Origin of the sequence: Flavonifractor sp. An112, assembly GCF_002161085.1 — a bacterium.
Lineage (GTDB): Bacteria > Bacillota > Clostridia > Oscillospirales > Oscillospiraceae > Flavonifractor > Flavonifractor avicola.
Map to the genome: position 1 here is coordinate 268,651 of NZ_NFLU01000002.1, position 21,653 is coordinate 290,303.

Annotated in this window: 26 protein-coding genes and 1 tRNA gene; 12 read left to right on the forward strand and 15 right to left on the reverse strand. The window is 57.5% G+C overall.

All coding sequences use genetic code 11. The features are described from left to right. The first annotated feature begins 1 nt into the window (after nucleotide 1). Nucleotides 2-439 (forward strand): hypothetical protein, encoded by a 438-nt coding sequence (locus tag B5E56_RS02845; RefSeq protein WP_087388413.1) that lies wholly within the window; start codon nucleotides 2-4, stop codon nucleotides 437-439. 92 nt (nucleotides 440-531) lie between these two features. Here B5E56_RS02845 and B5E56_RS02850 read toward each other — a convergent pair whose 3' ends face one another. The 8 genes from B5E56_RS02850 to B5E56_RS02885 all read right to left on the reverse strand — a co-directional run bounded on the left by B5E56_RS02850 (nucleotide 532) and on the right by B5E56_RS02885 (nucleotide 6,650). After that, nucleotides 532-1,053 carry a hypothetical protein gene (locus B5E56_RS02850; protein WP_087388415.1) on the reverse strand — a complete coding sequence of 174 codons (522 nt, stop codon included), beginning with the start codon at nucleotides 1,051-1,053 and terminating at the stop codon, nucleotides 532-534. A 178-nt stretch (nucleotides 1,054-1,231) separates the two neighbouring features. After that, nucleotides 1,232-1,308, reverse strand: a tRNA-Pro gene (locus tag B5E56_RS02855). A 99-nt stretch (nucleotides 1,309-1,407) separates the two neighbouring features. Beyond that, on the reverse strand, nucleotides 1,408-2,409 hold the full coding sequence (locus tag B5E56_RS02860; protein ID WP_087388417.1) for an NAD(P)H-dependent glycerol-3-phosphate dehydrogenase: 1,002 nt from the start codon (nucleotides 2,407-2,409) through the stop codon (nucleotides 1,408-1,410). Then, nucleotides 2,406-3,086, reverse strand: a complete 681-nt coding sequence (locus B5E56_RS02865; RefSeq protein WP_242958746.1) for a glycerol-3-phosphate acyltransferase — start codon at nucleotides 3,084-3,086, stop codon at nucleotides 2,406-2,408. The genes B5E56_RS02860 and B5E56_RS02865 overlap by 4 nt, the downstream gene beginning before the upstream one ends. 4 nt (nucleotides 3,087-3,090) lie before the next feature. Then, nucleotides 3,091-4,416: a ribosome biogenesis GTPase Der gene (gene der, locus B5E56_RS02870; RefSeq protein ID WP_087189150.1), complete on the reverse strand. Its 1,326-nt coding sequence runs from the start codon at nucleotides 4,414-4,416 to the stop codon at nucleotides 3,091-3,093. 17 nt (nucleotides 4,417-4,433) lie between these two features. Continuing rightward, nucleotides 4,434-5,801: a DUF512 domain-containing protein gene (locus tag B5E56_RS02875; RefSeq protein WP_087267029.1), complete on the reverse strand. Its 1,368-nt coding sequence runs from the start codon at nucleotides 5,799-5,801 to the stop codon at nucleotides 4,434-4,436. 112 nt (nucleotides 5,802-5,913) lie between these two features. Next, nucleotides 5,914-6,108, reverse strand: coding sequence for a 50S ribosomal protein L32 (gene rpmF / locus B5E56_RS02880; protein ID WP_087189152.1), 195 nt, complete (start codon nucleotides 6,106-6,108; stop codon nucleotides 5,914-5,916). A 41-nt stretch (nucleotides 6,109-6,149) separates the two neighbouring features. Continuing rightward, on the reverse strand, nucleotides 6,150-6,650 hold the full coding sequence (locus B5E56_RS02885) for a YceD family protein (protein WP_087388421.1): 501 nt from the start codon (nucleotides 6,648-6,650) through the stop codon (nucleotides 6,150-6,152). A gap of 185 nt (nucleotides 6,651-6,835) precedes the next feature. Here B5E56_RS02885 and B5E56_RS02890 point away from each other — a divergent pair, with 185 nt between their 5' ends. Further along, on the forward strand, nucleotides 6,836-7,795 hold the full coding sequence (locus tag B5E56_RS02890; protein ID WP_087388423.1) for an RluA family pseudouridine synthase: 960 nt from the start codon (nucleotides 6,836-6,838) through the stop codon (nucleotides 7,793-7,795). A 60-nt stretch (nucleotides 7,796-7,855) separates the two neighbouring features. On the opposite strand, the gene B5E56_RS02895 is transcribed toward B5E56_RS02890, so the two are convergent. Next, nucleotides 7,856-8,323: a hypothetical protein gene (locus B5E56_RS02895; RefSeq protein WP_143382740.1), complete on the reverse strand. Its 468-nt coding sequence runs from the start codon at nucleotides 8,321-8,323 to the stop codon at nucleotides 7,856-7,858. A 331-nt stretch (nucleotides 8,324-8,654) separates the two neighbouring features. Between B5E56_RS02895 and B5E56_RS02900 the strand changes: the two genes are divergently transcribed. The 7 genes from B5E56_RS02900 (at nucleotide 8,655) to B5E56_RS02930 (ending at nucleotide 14,277) form a co-directional block, all read left to right on the forward strand. Next, nucleotides 8,655-9,824 carry an ABC transporter ATP-binding protein gene (locus B5E56_RS02900; RefSeq protein ID WP_087189156.1) on the forward strand — a complete coding sequence of 390 codons (1,170 nt, stop codon included), beginning with the start codon at nucleotides 8,655-8,657 and terminating at the stop codon, nucleotides 9,822-9,824. Next, nucleotides 9,814-10,662 carry an ABC transporter permease gene (locus B5E56_RS02905; RefSeq protein ID WP_087388425.1) on the forward strand — a complete coding sequence of 283 codons (849 nt, stop codon included), beginning with the start codon at nucleotides 9,814-9,816 and terminating at the stop codon, nucleotides 10,660-10,662. The genes B5E56_RS02900 and B5E56_RS02905 overlap by 11 nt, the downstream gene beginning before the upstream one ends. Beyond that, on the forward strand, nucleotides 10,659-11,519 hold the full coding sequence (locus tag B5E56_RS02910) for an ABC transporter permease (RefSeq protein ID WP_087388427.1): 861 nt from the start codon (nucleotides 10,659-10,661) through the stop codon (nucleotides 11,517-11,519). The genes B5E56_RS02905 and B5E56_RS02910 overlap by 4 nt, the downstream gene beginning before the upstream one ends. Before the next feature lie 70 nt (nucleotides 11,520-11,589). Next, a complete protein-coding gene (locus B5E56_RS02915; protein ID WP_087388428.1) occupies nucleotides 11,590-12,672 on the forward strand; it encodes an ABC transporter substrate-binding protein in 1,083 nt (360 codons plus the stop codon). 114 nt (nucleotides 12,673-12,786) lie between these two features. Further along, on the forward strand, nucleotides 12,787-13,182 hold the full coding sequence (locus B5E56_RS02920; RefSeq protein ID WP_087388430.1) for a thioesterase family protein: 396 nt from the start codon (nucleotides 12,787-12,789) through the stop codon (nucleotides 13,180-13,182). Between the two features lies 1 nt (nucleotide 13,183). Further along, complete coding sequence (locus tag B5E56_RS02925) at nucleotides 13,184-13,669, forward strand: YbaK/EbsC family protein (protein WP_087388432.1); 486 nt, start codon at nucleotides 13,184-13,186, stop codon at nucleotides 13,667-13,669. A 23-nt stretch (nucleotides 13,670-13,692) separates the two neighbouring features. Continuing rightward, complete coding sequence (locus B5E56_RS02930; RefSeq protein WP_087189162.1) at nucleotides 13,693-14,277, forward strand: HdeD family acid-resistance protein; 585 nt, start codon at nucleotides 13,693-13,695, stop codon at nucleotides 14,275-14,277. 33 nt (nucleotides 14,278-14,310) lie between these two features. Here the strand turns inward: B5E56_RS02930 and B5E56_RS02935 are convergent, their stop codons facing one another. From B5E56_RS02935 to B5E56_RS14830, 6 genes are all read right to left on the reverse strand, one after another. Next, a complete protein-coding gene (locus B5E56_RS02935; protein WP_087388434.1) occupies nucleotides 14,311-14,991 on the reverse strand; it encodes an LrgB family protein in 681 nt (226 codons plus the stop codon). Next, entirely contained in the window at nucleotides 14,984-15,349 is a 366-nt protein-coding gene (locus tag B5E56_RS02940; RefSeq protein ID WP_087388436.1) for a CidA/LrgA family protein, read from the reverse strand. The genes B5E56_RS02935 and B5E56_RS02940 overlap by 8 nt, the downstream gene beginning before the upstream one ends. 182 nt (nucleotides 15,350-15,531) lie before the next feature. Next, nucleotides 15,532-16,191 (reverse strand): TIGR03936 family radical SAM-associated protein, encoded by a 660-nt coding sequence (locus B5E56_RS02945; protein ID WP_087388438.1) that lies wholly within the window; start codon nucleotides 16,189-16,191, stop codon nucleotides 15,532-15,534. Then, nucleotides 16,184-18,019, reverse strand: a complete 1,836-nt coding sequence (locus B5E56_RS02950; RefSeq protein WP_087388440.1) for a TIGR03960 family B12-binding radical SAM protein — start codon at nucleotides 18,017-18,019, stop codon at nucleotides 16,184-16,186. Before B5E56_RS02950 ends, B5E56_RS02945 begins: the two co-directional genes overlap by 8 nt. Nucleotides 18,020-18,190: 171 nt before the next feature. Continuing rightward, complete coding sequence (locus tag B5E56_RS02955) at nucleotides 18,191-19,333, reverse strand: SLC13 family permease (protein ID WP_087388442.1); 1,143 nt, start codon at nucleotides 19,331-19,333, stop codon at nucleotides 18,191-18,193. A gap of 142 nt (nucleotides 19,334-19,475) precedes the next feature. Beyond that, nucleotides 19,476-19,700 carry a DUF6514 family protein gene (locus tag B5E56_RS14830; RefSeq protein ID WP_255396453.1) on the reverse strand — a complete coding sequence of 75 codons (225 nt, stop codon included), beginning with the start codon at nucleotides 19,698-19,700 and terminating at the stop codon, nucleotides 19,476-19,478. A 253-nt stretch (nucleotides 19,701-19,953) separates the two neighbouring features. Between B5E56_RS14830 and B5E56_RS02965 the strand changes: the two genes are divergently transcribed. From B5E56_RS02965 to B5E56_RS02975, 3 genes are all read left to right on the forward strand, one after another. Then, nucleotides 19,954-20,709 (forward strand): XRE family transcriptional regulator, encoded by a 756-nt coding sequence (locus B5E56_RS02965; protein ID WP_087388444.1) that lies wholly within the window; start codon nucleotides 19,954-19,956, stop codon nucleotides 20,707-20,709. A gap of 131 nt (nucleotides 20,710-20,840) precedes the next feature. Beyond that, on the forward strand, nucleotides 20,841-21,332 hold the full coding sequence (locus B5E56_RS02970; protein ID WP_087388446.1) for a helix-turn-helix domain-containing protein: 492 nt from the start codon (nucleotides 20,841-20,843) through the stop codon (nucleotides 21,330-21,332). Beyond that, the gene (locus tag B5E56_RS02975) at nucleotides 21,333-21,572 is read left to right on the forward strand and encodes a hypothetical protein (RefSeq protein WP_087388448.1); all 240 of its coding nucleotides are present in this window, start codon (nucleotides 21,333-21,335) and stop codon (nucleotides 21,570-21,572) included. Nucleotides 21,573-21,653 lie beyond the last annotated feature (81 nt).

Sequence of the window (21,653 nt, forward strand, 5' to 3'; positions counted from 1 at the left end):
GATGAAAAATACCTATCATCTGAATACCTTCCTGGCTGCGGTAGCGGGTCTGGTATTTCTGGGCTATCTGGCAGAGCACGCCTTTGCTCCTGCCGCCATCCTGCCACCGCTGGATCTGATGCTGGTCAGCGGGATCTCCCTGGTGGCCCTGATTCTCGAGCATTATTCCGGGAAACCGGTAGAGCGTCGCAGCTGGCCTGTGACAGCACTGCTCAGCGCGCTGACCTTCGTTCTGCTGCCTCTGGCGGCAGGTCTCATGTCCGGTCAGGAGCTGCTCCGGTTTGCCCTGGTGAGCTGGGCTGCGTTTATGGTGCTGACCTTCCTGTTTACCGCCATCTGTCAGCGTCTGGCCTCCAGTCCGGCAAGCAAGATCGCACCCCTGCTCTCTGCCGGGGTCCTGTTCCTGGCGGTTCAGGGCTGCAACAGCCTTTTCCTGTGATCGATCTCTTTCGTATCCCAGGAACGGAATCAGATAAAACAGGAACAACAAGAGGCGGGAACATCTGAAGCGATGTTCCCGCCTTAATCATATCATTTATCAGTTTTTGTCCCATGTTCTTGCACATAGTTCACAAGCTGATCCAACATAGAACGATCCGTTGCATGATAAACTAAAAATCCATTATTCTCTCCCAAACTAACAACTACTTTTCCATCGTCGTAAACCGTCAAAAAACACGTTTCCTTTTCTGTGTTTCCCCATGCAAGGAAAATGTTTGCATTCATAGAACTGCCATTTGAACTGACAGATGTGATTGCCCAAGGGAGTAAATTTTGAAAGCTCTGCTGGTATCCAGATTGATTTAATAGATCGACGACTGCCATAAAATCCTTGCTATCGCCTGTTAGCGCTTGCAATTCATAGTTATCAATAAATGGCGTTCCATCCTCGCTAACTCCACTGATATTTGCAGTACAGGTAAGACTAATAATTGCACTTTCATCTACAGAGATGATATCCGCTAAAGAATGCGGCCGCAAACGCCACACACAAGCACAAAGGACGATTAAGGCCAGCAAAGCAATCAGGATCTTTTTCATGTGCTTTCTCATGTTACTCCCCCCCTCTAAGTTATAAACATATCAGTTTCATTAAGAATAACACATATGTGATAAAATAGAAAGCGATAGGGAATATTCCCTATCGCTTCTCCAAAACATATTTTCAACAAAAATGATAAATCCGAATTACATTACCCACTTGGATAATGTAATTCGGATTACCATTAGATGGTCCGAGTGACTGGATTCGAACCAGCGGCCTCTTGAACCCCATTCAAGCGCGATACCAAACTTCGCCACACCCGGAGATCGCCGCCGTGTTTCAGACGGCTTGATTATATTACCACACCTCTTAGAGGAATGCAAGTACTTTTTTCGATTTTTTTGAAATTTTTTTAGGAGGCCTTAAACCCAGCTATCCTCCAGCTCGTGCTTCCGCTCCCGGGTCATCAGATCCACGATCACCTGGCGGGGGTCCTTACCTTCGTAGAGCACCTGATAGGCCGCCTCAGTGATGGGCATCTCCACACCCACCTTCCGGGCCAGGGTACGGGCATTGGCGGCGGCATAGTAGCCCTCCACCACAGCACCGATCTCCTTGACCGCCTGCTGCGTGGGAGTGCCCTTACCAATCAGAATACCGCAGCGGCGGTTACGGGAGTGCATGGAGGTACAGGTAACAATCAGGTCACCCACACCGGACAGGCCGGCAAAGGTCTCCCGGCGGCCGCCCATGGCCACGCCCAGCCGGGCGATCTCGGTAAGGCCCCGGGTCATCAGGGCCGCCTTGGTGTTGTCACCGTAGCCCATACCGTCGCTGATACCGGCACACAGAGCGATGACATTCTTCAGCGCTGCGCCCAGCTCCACGCCTACCACGTCGTCGGAGGCATACACACGGAAGCGCTCATTCATAAAGAGGTCCTGGACCTGCTCCGCGGCGGAGCGATCCTTGGAGGCGGACACCACCACGGTGGGGATATGCCGTCCCACCTCCTCCGCATGGGAGGGACCGGAGAGGGCTACGATGGGATGGGCATCGCCCACCTCCTGCTCAATGGCGTCGGTGAGGGTGAGAGAGGTATCCTTCTCAATGCCCTTGGACACCGATACCAACACCGCACCGGGCTCCAGCAGAGACGCCGCGGACTTAGCCGTAGTACGTACGGCAAAGGACGGGGTGGCCAGCACCACCGCGCCGCAGCCCTTCACACAGGCCAGATCAGAGGTCAGCTTCAGCTCCTTGGGCAGAGCTACACCCTTCAGCATGGGGTTCTCTCCCGTCTGACGCAGTACGGCGGACTCCTCCTCCGTATAGGACCACAAGGTCACATCATGACCATTTTCCAGCAACACAAGCGCCAGGGCCGTGCCCCAGCCGCCGCTTCCCAGTACCGCGATCTTCACTTCGAAGTACCCCCGTTCAATTTATGATGCAGGCTGAATTTGGACTCGGTGCCCTTCAGAATACGCACCAGATTACCCCGGTGCTTCCACACCACAAGTCCACCGATCAAAATGGCGATCCCCAGAATCACCAGATTTTGATAGACAAACCAACTGGCAAAGGGGAAAGAGGCCCCCGCCCAGATGGAACCCAGAGAGACCCACTTGGTAATGGCGGCCAGGATAATAAACCCGCCCCACACCACCAGCGCGATACGCCAGTCCATCATAATGGCGATGGTACCGCCGGACAGAATCCCCTTGCCGCCCTTGAAACCAAACATACAGGGGAACATATGGCCCAGCAGGCAGAAGGTACCGGCCCAGTATTTACCCAGTACCGGCCAGATGGCCTGCCAGTCCTGGGGCGGAGTAACCATGCTGAAGAGCCACTGACCCAGCAGGATGGCGATTACCGCCTTCAGCACGTCGGTCAGGATGACTACCAGGGTCAGGGGGCCGCCGAAGGTACGGTAGAAGTTGGTCAGGCCCGCATTGCCGCTGCCATGCTTGCGCACGTCGTTGCGCAGGATATACTTGGAGACAATGACCGCCCCATTGAAACAGCCGAAGAAGTAGGCAATGACCGCCACTGCAGCCACCACCAAAAGGATCATTTCCATCGAAGCTGCCGGCATGGACTTACCCCTCCTTGTCGCTCTTCTGCCGGATGGTGAGCCGCACCGGCGTACCCTCCAGGCCGAAGGTAGAGCGGATCTGATTTTCCAGATAGCGCTGGTAAGAGAAGTGGAACAGCTTGGCGTCGTTGCAGAAGCAGACGAAATGAGGGGGCTTGATGCCGATCTGGGTCATATAGTAGATCTTCAGTCGACGGCCCTTGTCCGTGGGGGGCTGCACCCGGGCGGTGGCGTCGGCCAGCACCGAGTTGAGCATACCGGTGGTGATGCGCAGGGAGGCCTGGTCGTTGACATAGTTGATGAGGTCAAAGAGCCGGTCCACCCGCTGACCCGTCAGGGCGGAGATAAAGACGATGGGAGCGTAGGTCATATAGGACAGGTCCCGGCGCACATCCTGGCGCATCCGGTCCATGGTCTTGTCGTCCTTCTCAATGGAGTCCCACTTGTTGACCACGATGATACAGGCCTTGCCCGCCTCATGGGCCAGACCGGCCACCTTGGTATCCTGTTCAGTCACACCCTCGTTGGCGTCGATCAGGATCAGACACACGTCGGCCCGCTCGATGGCCATGGTAGCTCGGAGCACGGAGAACTTTTCGATGGGGTCGTCCACCTTGGACTTCTTCCGCATTCCGGCGGTGTCGATGAGCAGGTACTTGCCCTTCTGGTTCTCAAAGTAGCTGTCCACCGCGTCCCGGGTGGTGCCTGCCATGTCGCTGACGATGACCCGCTTCTCCCCCAAAATCCGGTTGACCAGGGAGGACTTGCCCACGTTGGGCTTGCCGATGATGGCTACCTTGATGACGTCGTCGTCCTCTTCCTCCTCGTCCTCCGGGGGGAAGTATTTGAAGCACTCGTCCAGCAGGTCGCCGGTACCGTGGCCGTGAACGGCGGACACGGCGATGGGATCGCCCAGGCCCAGGTTGTAGAATTCGTAGATGTCCGGATTGGTGTGGCCCACCTGGTCCATCTTGTTTACCGCCAGCACCACCGGCTTGCCGGAGCGCAGCAGCATATTGGCCACTTCCTGGTCAGAGGCGGTGAGGCCGGTCTTGACGTCGCACAGGAAGATAATAACGGTGGCGTTCTGGATGGCGATCTCCGCCTGCTGGCGCATGAAGGCCAGAATCTCGCTGTCGGTGCCCGGCTCGATACCGCCGGTATCCACCAGGTCAAACTTCCGGTTGAGCCACTCGGCCTCGGCATACAGCCGGTCCCGGGTGACGCCGGGGGTGTCCTCCACAATGGACAGCCGCTGGCCCACCAGCTTATTAAAGAGCATGGACTTGCCCACGTTGGGCCGTCCCACGATGGCAATTAAGGGTTTCATGGTAGTTTTCCCTCCCTTTACGGGTTATATCGATAATACTCCGCCTCCGGTGGGAGAACGGGGCATTGGGCTGTTACTTCCCGGCCCAGGATGGCATCCGCCAAGTCAAAGCCGCTGTCGGCAGGCACCGGAACCACAGTCACGCCCAGAGCCTGCTCCACCTGCTCCACGGTCACGTCGTCCAGAAATACCTGCTCTCCTGCCCGGAGCATATTATCCGGGATGAGCAGCCGCTTGCCCAAATCCTTGCCGTTGAGCTGCTCGATCAGGTCGGTTCCGGTGATCAGGCCGGAGACCGTGATGGTCTCCCCAAAGAAACGATTGATAATAGGATAGACCGTTCCTTTTATATTACCACACTGATTCCGGGCGTTGTCAACAATTTCCTGCACAAAGGGGGCGGCGGACAGGCCGGTGGCAATGGAAAAGGGCTCCGTCTCTTCCGGCTCTTCCTCCTCCAGGGCCATGGAGGCCTGATGGAGGAGCAGCCGCAGCATTCCCACACCGTTTTCCAGCTGGTCCATATCCTCATAATAAGCCTTCCCCGGCAGCGCCCGTCCGGCAATGAGGTAAAACTCATCGGAGCACCACACCAGATTGGTACCCTTTTTCTCCATAAAGCGGGCAGCAAAATCCTCCACCTGGTCGATCAGCGCAGCAGCCTGTTCCTTGGTATAGGGCTCGATGCTGCACAGTCCCTCCCGGAACTTGGTCACACCTACCGGCACCACCGCCACGCTGGTCACCGCAGGATAGAGCCGGCCCAGGTCCTCCATGGTACGGGCCAGAGCGGAGCCGTCATTGATGCCAGGGCAGGCCACCACCTGGCAGTTCATCTCGATCCCTGCCTGGGCAAACCGGGACATGATGTCCAGGCACTCCCCCGCCCGGGGGTTTTTCAGCATGGCGGTGCGCAGTTCGGGATCGGTGGCGTGGACCGAGATATTGATGGGGCTGATCCGCAGATCGATGATCCGCTGAATTTCCCGCTTGGACAGGTTGGTGAGGGTCATATAGTTGCCCATCAAAAAGGACAGTCGGGCGTCGTCATCCTTAAAATAAAGGGTATCCCGCATTCCGGGGGGCATCTGATCCACAAAGCAGAAGATGCACTTATTGGCGCAGGAACGGGCCCGGTCCATGAGGTAGGTCTCAAAATTCAGCCCCAAATCCTCTCCCTCCGCCTTGCGGATGCGGAGCGTACGGCTGCCTCCCTCCGGCTCTGTCAGGGTCAGCTCCAGCTTGGGGTCGTAGGCGTAGAACTTATAGTCCAGCACATCCACAATGGGATGGCCGTTGATGTGGGTCAGGGTTTCCCCCGGGCGCACCCCCGCCTTTCGGGCCGGACTGTGGGGGTCCACCGATGCAATTTTTGTCAGGCTCATGGGCACGCTCCTTCCCGGGATCCTATGGTATATAGGGCATTTCATTTCATTTTACCCGATTTCCGGGCAAAAAGAAAGAGGGGCTTGTCTCCCCTCGTTCTTTTTCGGCTATTTACTTCGCCTCAGCGGTTTCCACCTTGCCCAGCTCATGGCCATTGTAGCTCATGCAGCTCTTGCACATCCGGTGGGGCAGACGGAACGCACCGCACTTGGGGCAGGTGGTGACGCCGGGAGTCTCCAGCTTCCACACGGAGCTGCGGCGCTTATTCCGGCGCTGCTTGGACACTTTACTCTTAGGGACTGCCATCTATGACACCTCCTTAGGTTCATGCCCTGGCCGGGCAAATCTTACTCATCTTTATCCAACAGCTGCGCAAGTGCAGCCAAACGTGGATCGATCTCTTTTCTGCATCCGCAGGGGCCCTCGTTCAGGTTGGCGCCGCAAGTGGCACACAGGCCTTTGCAGTCCTGGTCGCAGACGTGCTTGGAGTCCATAGACAGCACCAAAGCCGTGGTGAACACCTCGTCCAGATCCACGGCGCCGTCTTCCAGAAGCACGATCTCGTCGTTCTCCTCATCCTCCAGGGTCTCTGCCAGCAGAGTGCTGACGGGCAGACGCAACTCCTGACGGAAGGGCTTCAGGCAGCGGTCACACACCAGTTCCAGGGTGGTGTCCGCGCTTCCTTCCAGCATAAGCGCACCCGCCATATTGCGTACCGTCCCATGGATCACAATGGGATGGGCAAAGGGCCGCTCCCCATAGAAATCCAAGTCCGACAGGTCCAACTGGGACTCAAAGGGCAGAGACGCGCCCGGTACGTGAAGTATCTCCTTCAGATGAAAGCGCATAATACCCTCCTCATAACGGTACGCGGAATATTATAGCGAAAATACTTCCGGTTGTCAAATCTTTTTTTCAACTTTTTTCTACCACTTTTTTCAGTCCAAATCCCCGCCCCACTTGCGCTGGGGCAGCCTGTTCAGTATAATAGGGACTGCTTAAAAGATACGTCTCTGACGTACTGGAGGTCACTATGAGGGAATTTACCATTGGAAAAAATGACGCCGGGCAGCGGCTGGACCGGTGGCTGGGCAAGACCTTGCCTCTCCTCCCCGCTCCCCTGGCTCAGAAATACATTCGCCTCAAGCGAGTGAAGGTCAACGGCAAGGGCTCCGCCCGTGATGTGCGGCTCCAGGTGGGAGACCTATTACAATTATATATCAACGATGAGTTCTTTGACCAGCCCCGGGAAGATAATGCTTTCCTGGCGGTGTTCAAGCCCAAGCTGGACATCGTATATGAGGATGAGAACCTGATGCTCCTCAACAAGCGGCCCGGCCTGCTGTGCCACGCCGACGAGCACGAGAAGGTCAACACCCTCATTACCCACATCCAGGCCTACCTTTATCAAAAGAAGGAGTGGAATCCCCGGGACGAGCACTCCTTCACCCCCGCCCTGTGCAACCGCATCGACCGGAACACCGGCGGCATCGTTATGGCGGCCAAGAACGCCGAGACCCTGCGGATCCTCAACCAGAAGATCAAGGATCGGGAGATCGCCAAGTTCTACCTGGCCATCATCCACGGGCGCATGGCCCCGCCTCAGGGCAAGCTGGAGGGCTTTCTGCTGAAGGATGAGAGCCGCGCCCAGGTGAAGGTGTTCCACAAGCCGGTGCCCGGCGGCAAGAGCGCCGCTACCTTATATAAGACCTTAAAGGTCAACCGGGGGCTGTCTCTGGTGGAGTGCGAGCTTTTGACCGGACGCACCCACCAGATTCGCGCCCAGTTCGCCGCCGCCGGTCACCCTCTGCTGGGGGACGGCAAGTACGGCCGGGAGCGGGACAACAAGCAGTACGGCCGCTCCTTCCAGGCCCTGTACTCCTACAAGCTGGAGTTTACCTTCCCCACCGATGCGGGGCTTCTGGAGTATTTAAGAGGTAAGGTGTTCACGGTGGAACACGTGGACTTTGTGGAGGAATATTTTGGGGAATAAGAATAGAAAATCGTCTGCGGCGCCCGGTCAGGGCGCCGCAGACTGTTTGTTTCCATCTCTCTACTCGTACAACCAGCCTTCCAGGGCCGTCAAAAACGCCTCGCCGCCCTCCACATGGAACGCCTTTCCGTCGGCCCGGATAAGGGCCTGCTGCGGATCGTCCAATGGGATCTGAAGCTCCAGAAGGTACGACGTCCCATAGATCTCTATCCAGAAGCAGCTATAATATTCCGCCGCGTCCCACAGATCGTCTGACAGCCTGGGCCTGGAAAAATCCAACCGTTCCACCTCGGCCAGTACCGCCGCGCGGTCCTGCGGATCGTCAATGGTCCTCCGCTCCCGTTTTCCGTCCTCATCGCTCACATAAAACTGCATTCCGCAGCCGTCGGCCGTCGGCAGCTGCTCCAGCAAGACCCGGAATGCCCGGGCGTGGCTCCCCCACCATACGCCGGTCAGGATGAGTATTCCGCACATCACACTGGCAAAACAGGCAATAATCCGTTTTTTATCATGATAGCATTCTTTCACGGTTACCATCCCCCGGATCTTTGCCGCTCCAGCCACATAAGAAAGCTTTTTTCAGCTTCTATTATACCTGTTTGTCCCAGGCCGTTCAATCTGTTTTAACAGCAAAAGAGCTGCCTATGTCCCTTTTATTCACCTCATATGATAATCCTCTGATAACTTTGTTGCCACCATACTCGGCATCAAAGTTAGCGGCCGTAAAATCCCTGAAAAAAAAGCGGTTTTATTATTGACATTTTTCGCAATTCCATATATATTTGTTTCGTCATAAGGGCGTACCCAACCGCCGGTTTGGGTACGCCCTTTACTACCGTTTAGAAATGGGGGAGGATAAATGTCCAAGGAACTGATCCGCCTGTCGGATTGCTTCATGAAATTTGACGACGACGTCATTTTGGACCACATCAACCTTTATATCAATGACAAGGAGTTCCTCACGCTGCTCGGTCCCTCCGGGTGCGGCAAAACCACGACGCTTCGTATCATTGGCGGCTTTCAGAAGCCTACCTCCGGCGACGTGTATTTTGACGGCGTGAGGATTAATGACGTTCCCCCTCACAAGCGGAAGGTCAACACCGTCTTTCAGAAATACGCCCTGTTCACCCACATGAACATCTTTGAAAACGTGGCCTTTGGTCTGCGGGTCAACAAAGTGCCCGATCCCAAGGACCCCAAAAAGATGATCAAGGTCCCGGAGTCCGAGATCAAGGAGCGGGTGGAGGAGGCTCTGGCCCTGGTCAACCTGGCCGGCTACGGCAAGCGGTCGGTGAACTCTCTCTCCGGCGGCCAGCAGCAGCGTGTCGCCATCGCCCGGGCCATCGTCAACCGCCCCCAGGTTCTACTGCTGGACGAACCTCTGGGCGCCCTGGACCTGAAGCTGCGTAAGGATATGCAGATCGAGCTCAAGCGCATCCAGCAGCAGGTGGGCATTACCTTTATCTACGTCACCCACGATCAGGAAGAGGCCCTCACCATGTCGGACACCATCGTGGTGATGAACGAGGGCAAGATCCAACAGATCGGCACCCCCGAGGACATCTATAACGAGCCCAAGAACGCCTTTGTGGCTGACTTCATCGGCGAGTCCAACATCATTGACGGCATCATGCACGAGGACTATGTGGTTGGAATGTACGGCCGGAAGTTCAAATGCCTGGACAAGGGCTTTGCCCCCGGCGAGGCGGTGGACGTGGTCATCCGCCCCGAGGACATCGACATCGTGCCCGAGGCCGAGGGCCAGCTCACCGGTACCGTCACCGAGGTCACCTTCAAAGGCATCCACTACGACATCATCGTGGATTTCCGGGGCTTCAAGTGGCTCATCCAGACCACCGACTACTCCCCCGTGGGGGCAAAGATTGGGGTGAAGATCGACCCCGACGGCTTCCATATCATGAAGAAGAGCCAATACTCCGGCACCTTCGGCGACTACAGCTCCTACTCCTCCGAGTATGACGAGCTCAACGAGGACCGGCTGGAGGAGGACAGCGACGATGAAGAATAAGTGGCTGGCCGCGCCCTATGTGGTATGGATGGCCATCTTCGTGGTGGCTCCCCTCATTCTGGTGGTGGTGTTTGCCTTTACCGGTCAGGACGGCAGCATTACCCTGGACAACTTCAGCAACATGGGGACCTACGTCCCCGCCTTCCGCAACTCCTTTGTCCTGGCCTTTGTGGCTACCGCCATCTGCATCCTCATCGGCTACCCCCTGGCCTACTTCCTGTCCCGGGAAAAGCTGATGGTACGCAAGGTAGCCATGATGCTTATCATGCTGCCCATGTGGATGAATTTCCTGCTGCGGACCTACGCCTGGATGTCCATCCTGGACGACAACGGCCTCATCAATCAGTTCCTGTCCGCCATCGGCTTTTTCGATCTGTGGAACGCCATCTTCGGCACCAATCTGACCTGTTTCCACATGATCAATACCCAGGGCGCCATTGTGCTGGGCATGGTGTACAACTTCCTGCCCTTTATGGTGCTGCCCATCTTCTCGGTCATCGACAAGATCGACCCCAAGGTCATCGAGGCCGCCCAGGACCTGGGCGCCAGCAGCTCCATGGTGTTCCGGAAGGTCATCTTCCCCCTGTCTCTCCCCGGCGTGCTGTCCGGAGTAACCATGGTGTTCATCCCCTCGGTGTCCACCTTTGCCCTGTCCCGCCTGCTGGGCGGCGGCAAGACCCTGCTGCTGGGCGACCTGATCGAAATGCAGTTTTTGGGCAACGCCTACAACCCCCACCTGGGCTCCGCCATCGCCCTGGTGATGATGGTGATCGTGCTGATCCTGATGGCCATTATGAACCGCTTCGGCGAAGGTGAAGAGGGGGTGGCTGTGCTGTGAGAAAGCATCGGATTCCCTCCCGGGTATTTACCCTGCTGGTGTATGTTTTCCTGTACGCCCCCATCATCCTGCTCATCATCTTTTCCTTCAACGCCACCAAGAGCAACCGGGTCTGGGGCGGCTTCTCCCTGGACTGGTATGTAGAGCTGTTCCATAACACCCGCCTGCTGGGGGCCCTGCGGACCACCATCATCCTGTCGGTGCTGGCTGCCTTTATCGCCACCATTCTGGGCACCGCAGCCGCCATCGGTTTCTACAGTATGCGCCGCCGCTCCCGCAGCGTGTGTATGTCCATCAACAACATTCCCCTGACCAACGCGGACATCATCACCGGCGTGTCCATGATGCTGCTCTTCGTGTTCGCCATCGGTGTGTTTAACGACAGCTTCCTCAGCCAGTGGCTGGGTGTCCGCTGGCGCACCGGCTTCGGCACCCTGCTTCTGGCCCACATCACCTTCAACGCACCCTATGTGATCTTGTCGGTGATGCCCCGGCTGCGGCAGCTGGACCCCAACGTATATGAGGCGGCCCAGGACTTGGGCGCCTCCGGCTTCTACGCCTTCCGCAAAGTCATCCTGCCTGAGATCATGCCCGGAATCCTCAACGGCCTGATCATCGCCTTTACCATGTCCATTGACGACTTTGTGATCAGCTACTTCACCAAGGGCTCCGGCGTCACCACTCTGGCGGTGGAGATCTACACCGCGGTGAAAAAGCCGGTGACTCCCGAGATCAACGCCCTGTCCACCCTCATGTTTATCTGTGTGTTTGCATTGCTGTTGACCGTCAACATCCGACAGGTGCGCCAGGAGAACGCTGCCGCCCGCCGGAAGGCCAAGCTCAACCCGGGCCGGTAAGCCCGCTGTCTGGTAACACGCCCTCCGGGCTGTTATAATCATCATTTCCGAAAGGGGATAAAGAAAGAAATTGAAAAAGTCTCTCGCACTTCTGACCGCCTCCGCACTCTCCCTCAGTCTGGTTCTGGCCGGCTGCGGCGGCACCAACTCCGGTGATGCCAACGAACCTGGCGCCGCCGACAAGGGCGTCGTCAACGTCTACAACTGGGGCGTCTATATTGACGAGTCCGTGCTGGAGGACTTCACCGCCGAGACCGGTATTGAGGTCGTGTACGACACCTTCGAGAGCAACGAGTCCATGTACGGTATGCTCAAAAACGACGGTGCCAGCTACGACGTGGTCATCCCTTCCGACTATATGCTCTCCCGTATGATCGAAGAGGATATGCTGGAGCCTTTGAACTTCGACAACATTCCCAATTTTGAGGACATTGATCCTGCCCTCAAGAACCCTGACTATGACCCGGAGAATCTGTACAGCGTGCCCTATATGTGGGGTCTGCTGGGCATCATCTACAACACCACCATGGTGGAGGAGGCCCCCACCAGCTGGTCCGCCATGTTTGACGAGCAGTATGCCGGTCAGATCCTCATGTTCAACAACTCCCGCGACGCCATCGGCGTGGCTCTGAAGTACCTGGGCTACTCCTACAACACCACCGACGAGGCTCAGATCAAGGAGGCCGTGGACCTGCTCATCCAGCAGAAGCCCCTGGTCCAGTCCTACGTCATGGACGAGATCTTTGAGAAGATGCAGGGCGGCTCTGCCGCCATCGGCGCTTACTACTACGGCGACTTCCTGACCATGAAGGAGATCAACCCCGATCTGGCCTTCTGCCTGCCTGAGGAGGGCACCAACCTGTATGTGGACGCCATGTGCATCCCCAAGAACGCCGAGAACAAGGAGAACGCCGAGATCTTCATCAACTATATGTGCTCCACCGCCGCCGGTCTGAAGAACTGTGAGGAGATCTGGTACTCCTCCCCCCTGCTCTCCGTCCGGGAGGAGCTGGACCCCGAGGTTTCCGGCGATCCCTATGCCTATCCCGACCAGAGCATTCTGGACCAGTGCGAGAGCTTCAAGAACCTGCCCGCCGAGACCCTGGCCCTCTACGACTCTGAGTGGACCCGTCTCATGCTGGCCTCCAACTAAATCCCATCTCTGGAAAGCCGCACAGCAATGTGCGGCTTTCTGCTTGCCTTATGCTGGGGATTGATGTAAAATAGTACACGCACGAATTGATTTTAGAAAAAAGGAGTCGCGCATATGTCCATTACTGTAGGTATGAAGGGCCGGGCCGAAACTGTGGTCGCCCCTGAAAATACAGCTGCCGCCGTGGGCAGCGGTCTGGTCCCCGTGTTTGCCACCCCCTGCATGATCGCCCTGATGGAGAACGCTGCCGTCAATGCGGTGCAGGCCCAGCTGGAAGAGGGGCAGGGTACCGTAGGCACCCTGCTCAACGTCAGCCATGACGCCGCCACCCCTGTGGGTATGAAGGTGTGGGCCGAGGCGGAGGTCACCGCTGTGGAGGGCCGCAAGCTCACCTATACCGTGGCCGCCTTTGACGAGGCCGGTCCCATCGGCAAGGGAGAGCATCAGCGCTTCATCATTCAGGCTGACCGGTTCCTGGCCAAGGCTGAGGCCAAGAAAGAAGGCAAGTAAAATGTCCATTGAAGTGTGCCGCACTTATCTGCGCCAGCGGGGCTACGAGGACCGTATCCGGGAGTTTGACGTATCCAGCGCCACTGTGGAGCTGGCCGCCCAGGCCGTAGGCTGCGAGCCCGCCCGCATTGCCAAGACCCTTTCCTTTGTTCATGAGGCCGGTGCCGTACTCATCGTCTGCGCCGGTGACGCCAAGATCGACAACGCCAAATTCAAGGCCCAGTTCCACCACAAGGCCACCATGCTGACTCCGGAGCAGGTGGAGACCTTTACCGGCCATCAGATCGGCGGCGTGTGTCCCTTTGGCATCACCCACCCCAACACCGTCACCTATCTGGACATCTCCCTTCAGCGCTTTGACACCATCTACCCCGCCGCCGGCAACGCAGCCTCCGCCGTCAGGCTCAACTGTGACGAGCTGGCCCAGCTGTCCAACAGCGTCGGCTGGATCGATGTATGCAAGGGCTGGCAGGCCCCAAGCCTGTAACACTGGAGAAAGGTGGTCTTATTATGAAAGAACGTCTGAAAAATATGACGGTCAGCTTTGTCTTTCTCTCCATTCTCTATCTGATCCTGGGCGTCGTACTCATCCTGTGGCCCACCATTGTCATGGATATCATCTGCTATGCCTTCGGCGCCATTTTGCTGCTCTACGGTATCTTTGCCATTGTGGGCTTCTACCGCAGCGAGGACCGGAAGGGAAGCGCTTTCCTGGGACTGTTCCTGGGCATCGTGGCTGCCGCCATCGGCGCTGTCATGGTCATCTATCCCCCGCTGATTCAGGGCGTTATTCCTGTGATCCTGGGCCTGTATATCGCCATTGACGCTCTGCTCAGCGTCAAGCGTACCCTGGAGCTGCAGCGGATGGATTACTCCCATTGGAACATCAACCTGATCCTCTCTCTGGTTTCCGCCGGCCTGGGCATCTTTGTGGTGTTCCACCCCCTGCTGGCTGAGGCCGCCCTCTTCCGGGTCATCGGCATCGTACTGCTGTATGCCGGCGTCTCTGATCTGTGGACCATCTTCCAGCTGTCCCAGTGGACCAAGGAGTACCGCAAGACCCATCCCGTGGATGTGGACCCCATCGATCTGTAAAAAAAGATCGGGCGCAATGCGCCCGATCTTTTTTTATAGCAGAATCAGAGAAAAGAGCACCGTCACCAGGCCGCACACGCCGATGGCCAGACCGCTCATGGCACCTTCGGTCTCGCCCAGTTCCAGAGCCTTGGAAGTACCCACCGCATGGGAGCAGGCCCCGATGGAAAGCCCAGCCGCAATGGGGTCCTTCACTCGGAACAGACGGATCAGCAGGGGGGCCAGGATGCTGCCCAGGATACCGGTGAGGATCACCGCCACCACAGTAATAGAGGGAATGCCTCCGTGAGCCTGGGCCACGCTGACCGCAATGGGGGTGGTCACCGACTTGGGCAGCAGAGAGGCCGTCATAGCATCATCCAGCCCAAAGAGGCGGCACAGCCCCAGGATGCTCCCCATGGACACCAGGGAGCCCACCACGCAGCCCACCAGAATGGGCAGCCAATTCTCCTTCAGCAGCTGAACTTTGCTGTAGATAGCCACCGCCAGACAGGCAGTGGCAGGAGAGAGAAACAGATTGATGAGGCTGCCTCCCTGGTCGTAATTCTCGTAGGGAATCCCCAGAGCCAGCAGCAGTCCGATCACCAGTATCACCCCGATCAGCAGTGGATTGCACACCACCAGTCCCGTCTTTTTCTGGATCTTGACGCCGATCCAAAAGGCCAGCACGCTAAGCGCCACCCCAAAGAAGGGAGAATTGGTCCACTCAACCATGGTTTTCCCCCCTTCCCATCAACCGCAGGGTCAGTTTGATACTCAGGGCGGTGGCGCCGAATATCAGCACCGTGGTCACCAGACAGATCACCAGCAGAGGCACCAGCGCGCTGCTCAACACGTCAAAGTAGTTCATAACGCTGACGCCGGCAGGCAGGAAAAAGAAGGCCATGTTGGCCAACAGAAAGTCGGCCTTTTCGCGAACGTGCTCCAGCTTGAGCACACCGGTGGCCAGCAGCACAAAGAGCAGCACCATACCGATCACACTGGCCGGAAAGGGAAAGGGCAGCAGGCGCTCCAGGATCTGGCTCACCCAGCATACCCCGAAGATCACACCGAATTGGCACAGTATTTTCATTTCTATCTTCGCCTCGCTTCAGGGATTTCCACACCGGCACAATCTTGCCGGTACAACAGGCCTCATTGTAGTCCGGCCCTCTTCCCTTGTCAATTATAGATCATTCAAAAATAAGCAGTTATTTTCCATCAAAAACGGACCTTCCGCCCAAATGCGAAAGGTCCGTTTCCCTTTTAATGAAATTACTCCCAGCTCTGGAACTGCTCATCCAGCACCGCCCGGCGGTGAAACACCGCATAATCGGGGGCGGCGTCGGGACAGTAGGTGCGGATGGCCGACACGATGAGTTCGGGATTCAGGCCCGGATTCTGGGCCTTCAGGATCAGGTCCAGAGCAATGGTATCCCGCCGTTCCTCCACGGTGGCCTTGGCAATGAGGGGGATCAGATCCACCTCTACCTTGCCGGTCTTAGCCTTCTTGCTCTTTTTCTCCATCACCAGGCTGTCCCGGCTGAGCAGACCCCGGATGGCGGATTCCGCCCCAAAGGGAGCCCCGGCCTCATATTCCAGGGTGACGATATAGTTGACGTAGTACAGCTCCTTCACCGGGCGCACACCCTCATAGCACCGCTGGACGGTAATACCGGCAGGCAGGGCGGCGTTCATACGCTGGGGAACTTCCTCCAGAGGCGTGTCCAGCACCTGACATTCCAGCACCTCACAGCTGCTGGAGTAGCCCACCGACAGGGGCAGGGGGATGGAAACGAATGCGTGGGGATTGAAGCCCTCGGTATGCTTGATATGGATACCCGCCCGCAAGAAGGACCGCTGGAAGGTACGCATCAGATCCAGGTGGGAAATGAATTTGGCGGTGTCCGCCTTGGTAAATGCCAGTCTATGCATCACATTTTCCTCCCGGATAGAGCTTATTGGCACCGCAGCCGGTGCACTGGACCCGGCAGTCGGGGGTGATGACAGCCTCATAGGCCCGCTCCCGCTCCCGCCACAGGAAGTTCTTGGTCACGCCCACGCTGGTCACATCCCAGGGCAGCAGCTCGCCCTTCTCACGGGTACGGTTGGCATAGAAAGCGGGGTCCACGCCGCAGGCCTCAAAGGCGGCCAGCCAGCGGTCAAAGTCAAAATACTCGCTCCAGGCGTCAAACTTGGCGCCCTGCCGCCAGGCGGTCTCAATGACGTCAGCCACCTTCCGGTCGCCCCGGGCAAAGACCGCCTCCAGGAAGCTGGTCTGGGAGTCGTGCCAGTTGTACTTGATGGACCGGCCCCGCATATGCTCCCGCAGCAGCTTGACCCGCCGCTGATACTCCTCCATGGTGATCTGAGGTTCCCACTGGAAGGCGGTGTGGGGCTTGGGCACAAACCAGGCAGTAGACACTGTGATGGTCACACCCCGCTTGGGGTTGGGGGTGACCTCCTTCCAGGTCTTGTAGACCTTCTCCGCCAGGTCGGCAATACCCAGCACATCCTCGTCAGTTTCGGTGGGCAGACCCAGCATGAAATAGAGCTTTACGCTGGACCAGCCGCCGGAGAAGGCAGTGCGGCAGGACCGAAGCAGGTCCTCCTCAGTGACGTTCTTGTTGATGGCGTCCCGCAGGCGCTGGGTGCCCGCCTCAGGGGCAAAGGTAAGGCCCGACTTACGGACGTGCTGCACCCGCTCCATCAGTCCCAGAGAGAAGTTATCCGCCCGCAGGGAGGGCAGGGACAGGGACACCCGGTTGGGCTCACACCAGTCCAGCAGCCCGTCGCACAGGTGCTCCAGAGGCCGGTAATCGCTGGTAGACAGGGAGGACAACGTCATCTCCTGATAGCCGGAGTCCTTACAAGCCTCAATGCCCTGCTTCAGCAGGATCTCCGGGTCACGGGACCGGACCGGCCGGTAGGCATAGCCCGCCTGACAGAACCGGCAGCCCCGGATACAGCCCCGGAACAGCTCCAGCATCACCCGGTCATGGACGATCTCGGTGGAGGGCACAATGGTCTTCACCGGGAAGTAACTCTTGTCAAAATCCTGGACGATCCGCTTGGTCACCACCGCAGGGGCGCCCTCATGGGAAACAACCTGCTCCAGAGTGCCGTCAGGACGGTAGGACACCTCATACAGGGAGGGCACATACAGGCCGGGGATCTGAGCAGCGGCAGCCAGGAATTCATCCTTGCTCCAGCACTCCTCCCGGGCCTTGCGGTAGAGCTGAATAATCTCTACGCTCACGTCCTCGCCCTCGCCCAGCACAAAGATGTCCACGAAGGGGGCCAGGGGCTCCGGATTGTAGGCGCAGGTACCGCCGGCGATCACAATGGGAGACAGTCCGTAGCGCTCCTCGGAGCGCAGGGGCAGTCCGGCCAGATCCAGCATATTAAGCACATTGGTATATGCCATCTCATAGCCCAGGGAGAACCCAATCAGGTCAAAGTCTGCGATGGAGTCGCCGCTCTCCAGGCCATAGAGCAGGATGCCCTCCCGGCGCATCTCCTCCTCCATATCGCCCCAGGGTGCGAACACCCGCTCGCACCAAACGCCGTCCATCTGGTTCATAACTCCATAAAGGATACGCATACCCAGATTGGACATTCCGATCTCATAGGTATCCGGGAAGCAGAGCGCATAGCGCACATCCACTTGGCGCCGGTCCTTCACCACCGCGTTATACTCGCCGCCGGTATAGCGTGCAGGCTTCTGCACCCGGGGAAGGATATGTTCCAACGTACGATTCATGTCATGCCGAACCCTCTCTAATCGAATATGGGCCGGGTCCGGTGATCCGGCCAACAAGGCTGCCGGTGATCCCCGGCCCGCCGCAATACGCAAAAGAAGCAGTATATTATTATACTATGTTCTTTGATCAAATACAAGCTATAATCCGCTTATATTGGGTTCAAAATCCGCTTATCCGGGGAAAATCAGCCCCATCAGCACCACGCTGCCCGTCAAAATGGCAAGGGCTGCCACATTGGCCAGGGTAAACACCAGCAGGTAACGACCGGCCCGAGCGCCGGGGGACCTGAGATAGGCCTTCATGGAGATCAGGCTGGCCAGAGATGCGATGGGTGTTCCAAGGCCGCCAATGTTGGTGCCAATGAGCAGCCCGTGCCAGTCGGTGGTAAAGCTGGACAGCAGTACCGCCGCCGGCACGTTGCTGATGACCTGACTGGTAATGCCGGAGGCCAGAGCTGTGTTCTGCGCCATTACCGCCGTCAGCGCCTCCCGTACGGGAGCGCAGGCTCCCACATTGCCTGCAAAAAGGAAGAAGCAGAAGAAGGTGGCCAGCAGGCCGTAGTCCACCTTGCGGAACAGAGGCCGGTCAAAGATCAGCATACCCGCCGCCACCACGGCCAGCAGGGCCGGATAGGGCAGCACCCGGAACACCGACAGCAGGCACAGCACAAACAATCCTGCCATCAATCCCAACCGTCCAGGACTGCGAATGGAGGCCTTTTCCGAAAAGGTGACTCGGATCCCCTCCGGCTTGACGCACAGGGCCGCAATCACCAGCCCCACCAAACTGATCAGGGTAAGGGGCACCATGGTGGCAAAGAACTGACCGGCGGTCAGCTCATAGTTGGCATAGATATACAGATTCTGAGGGTTACCCACCGGGGTGGCCATGCTGCCCAGATTGGCGGCAATGGTCTGGAGCACCACAATATAAATCAGCCGCTCCGTTCTGCCAATCAGTCCAAGCACCAGCACCGCAAAGGGCACAAATGTAATGAGGGCCACATCGTTGGTCACCAGCATGGACACAAAGAAGGGCAGCAGCACCAGTGCCAGGGTCACAAACCGCATTCTCCGTTCGCCGGCCAGCAGTCGCTGAGCCAGTACCGCGAACACGCCGCACTCCTGCAAGCCAGCCACCACCGCCATCAGACAGAACAGCAGGCTGAGCACCCGCCAGTCAATGAAATTGAGATAGTCCGCCGACGGCGGATTGAGTAAAATGGAGGCCGCCGCGCACACCGCGGCGATACACAGCACCGGCTCCCGCTTCCAGAAGCGGAACAGGGCGCATTTTTTCTGTGTTTGCTCCATGCTTCTTTTCCCCCTTTGAACACGACGAAAAAGCCACCCTGGCGGGTGGCTTTTTACTCTGCTTCACTCGATTGCCGTTTGCCGGTCTCAGTTTACCTGATTCCAGTGCGGCGGTCAAGTATCTGGACCTATTTTCTCCCATTCAGGAGCGCCGAAAATCTTCCACAACATCAGCAAGATGGACCGGAGACAGCCCCGCACTATTGCAGCATTCTGCCAGCCGGTTGACCTCCTGAAAGTCGGTGGAAATGCGTCCGACACAGATTCCGTTGTGGCTCCGGATCCCATACATCTGAGGGCGGGAAGCCCTGTCCAGATATACATGGTACTTTATACGGCAATTACTCATGGTTTCCTCTCTCCTCATTTTCTCTGCTTTTGGTTATAATTTCATGGTTTCACGACATATTTCGCTCTTTTTCCCTATCAAAAGGTATTATACTGTTTGTTACGGTAATTTTCCACATCCGCTCCCCTCTGTGTCTATATCTTGTATTTTCGTCCCTCTGCATACTCTATATAATGTATTCTGCATAAATTGTCAATGCCAACAGACTATTTTGTCCACTGACCGGGAGGTTTTGACCGCATTCGGTTGGGGGTTCTCTGGAGGTGCGCCCATGTCTCTGATGGTGGAAAAGCTGGCCTATGTAAAAAAACTGCGCCACTTGACGTCGGAGGATATCTCCCGTCTGTCCGGCGTGCCTCTTGGTACGCTGAATAAAATTCTGTCGGGACAGACAAAAAATCCGGCGATAGGGCCTATGGATCGGATCACCCGTGTACTGCGGGTACCCATCCGATATCTGCTGGATGACGAGCTGCCCCCGGAATGCTGCGTCACCGCCAACAGCCAGGACGGCGTGGTCCTGCTCTCCCCGGAGGAGCTCCGCCTGCTGCTGGCGCTGCGGCGGCTGGAGCCCCAACGGCGGCGGACTGCTGGGGTCATGTTGGCCCTGATGAGTGCGGCCTGCGTCAAATCCATCGGGACCGTATCGGTGAAGCGTACCTTCTGCTACACCACCGGCTCCACCGATGCCCCGCCGGTCCGGGCCATTCTGATCCCGGAGGTTGACGCCGCCGCTCGGGAGGCGGACTTTGCCGTGCTTCTCAGCGATGGCAGCATGGAACCGGTCTATCCCTCCGGCGCCGTTCTGTTGTGTGCCCAACGCCCCCCTACCGCGCAGGAATATGGTATATACCTCTATAATCAGGAAGTCCTGCTCCGGCGGCTCTGCCGCCGCAGGGGCGTCACCCGGCTGCTGGCCCCCAGTCTGGCTTATCCTGATCTTCAGGTGTCGGAGGAAGATCACCTGGACTGCCTGGGCACCATCACAGGGCAGGCCCGTGGCTGCCGGTGGGAGCAGACACCCTAACCGTTCTCAACCGTTCGTTGTACTTCTGTTCTACCGCTGGTTGCAAGTTCCAACCGCCGTTACCTTCCCTTTTCTGCGGAAATACTCTATAATACATCCTGTGAAAACCACACGCAGAAAAGAGGATACCTATGAACCAGACCATCGGTGGGCGCATCAGCGCCCTTCGGAAGCGGGACGGCCTGACTCAGGAGGAACTGGCCGCTCAGATGGGAGTCTCTCCCCAGGCGGTGAGCAAGTGGGAAAATGACCTGAGCGTCCCCGATCTCTCCGTCCTTACCGCCCTGTCCGACTACTTCCACCTGTCTCTGGACGAGCTGATCCGAGGGCAGCGCACCGACGTGCAGTATGTTCCCCCGGAGGCTCGGAAAAGCGCAGAGGAGCTGTTCCTCCGTGTCCGGGTCCGCACAGGGGAAGGGGATAAAATCAATGTCAATCTGCCCCTGGCGTTGGTCCGCATTGCCGCCCAGCTCGATTTGGAACTGCCTCAGTTCCGGGGCAGCGAATGGCTCCGTCAGCTGGACCTGAACGCCCTTCTCACCCTCATAGAGGGCGGCGCACTGGGAAAGCTGGTAGAGGTAGAGAACAGCAACGGCGATCTGGTGGAAGTCGTGGTGGAATAAATGCGTCTGCACATCAAAACCAAGGACTTTCGCCTCCACCTGCTTCTGCCCACCTGGCTTGTCCTGAGCAAACCAGGGCTCACCATTGCCCTGTGGGCCTGCCGCCGCTATGTGACGCTTCCCCCTCACCGGCGCGCGGAGGTATTCCGCCTGACGCGCCGGCTGCGGCGACAGTGCCGTGGCGTCTCTCTGGTGGATATCCACACCCAAGATGGCGAGGAGATCCGGCTCACACTCTGATATTCCAAAATGTCCGCTGCCTATCGCAGCGGACATTTTTTCGTTTCATGCAACATTTCCTTTCGCCCAGTTGTATCTAAG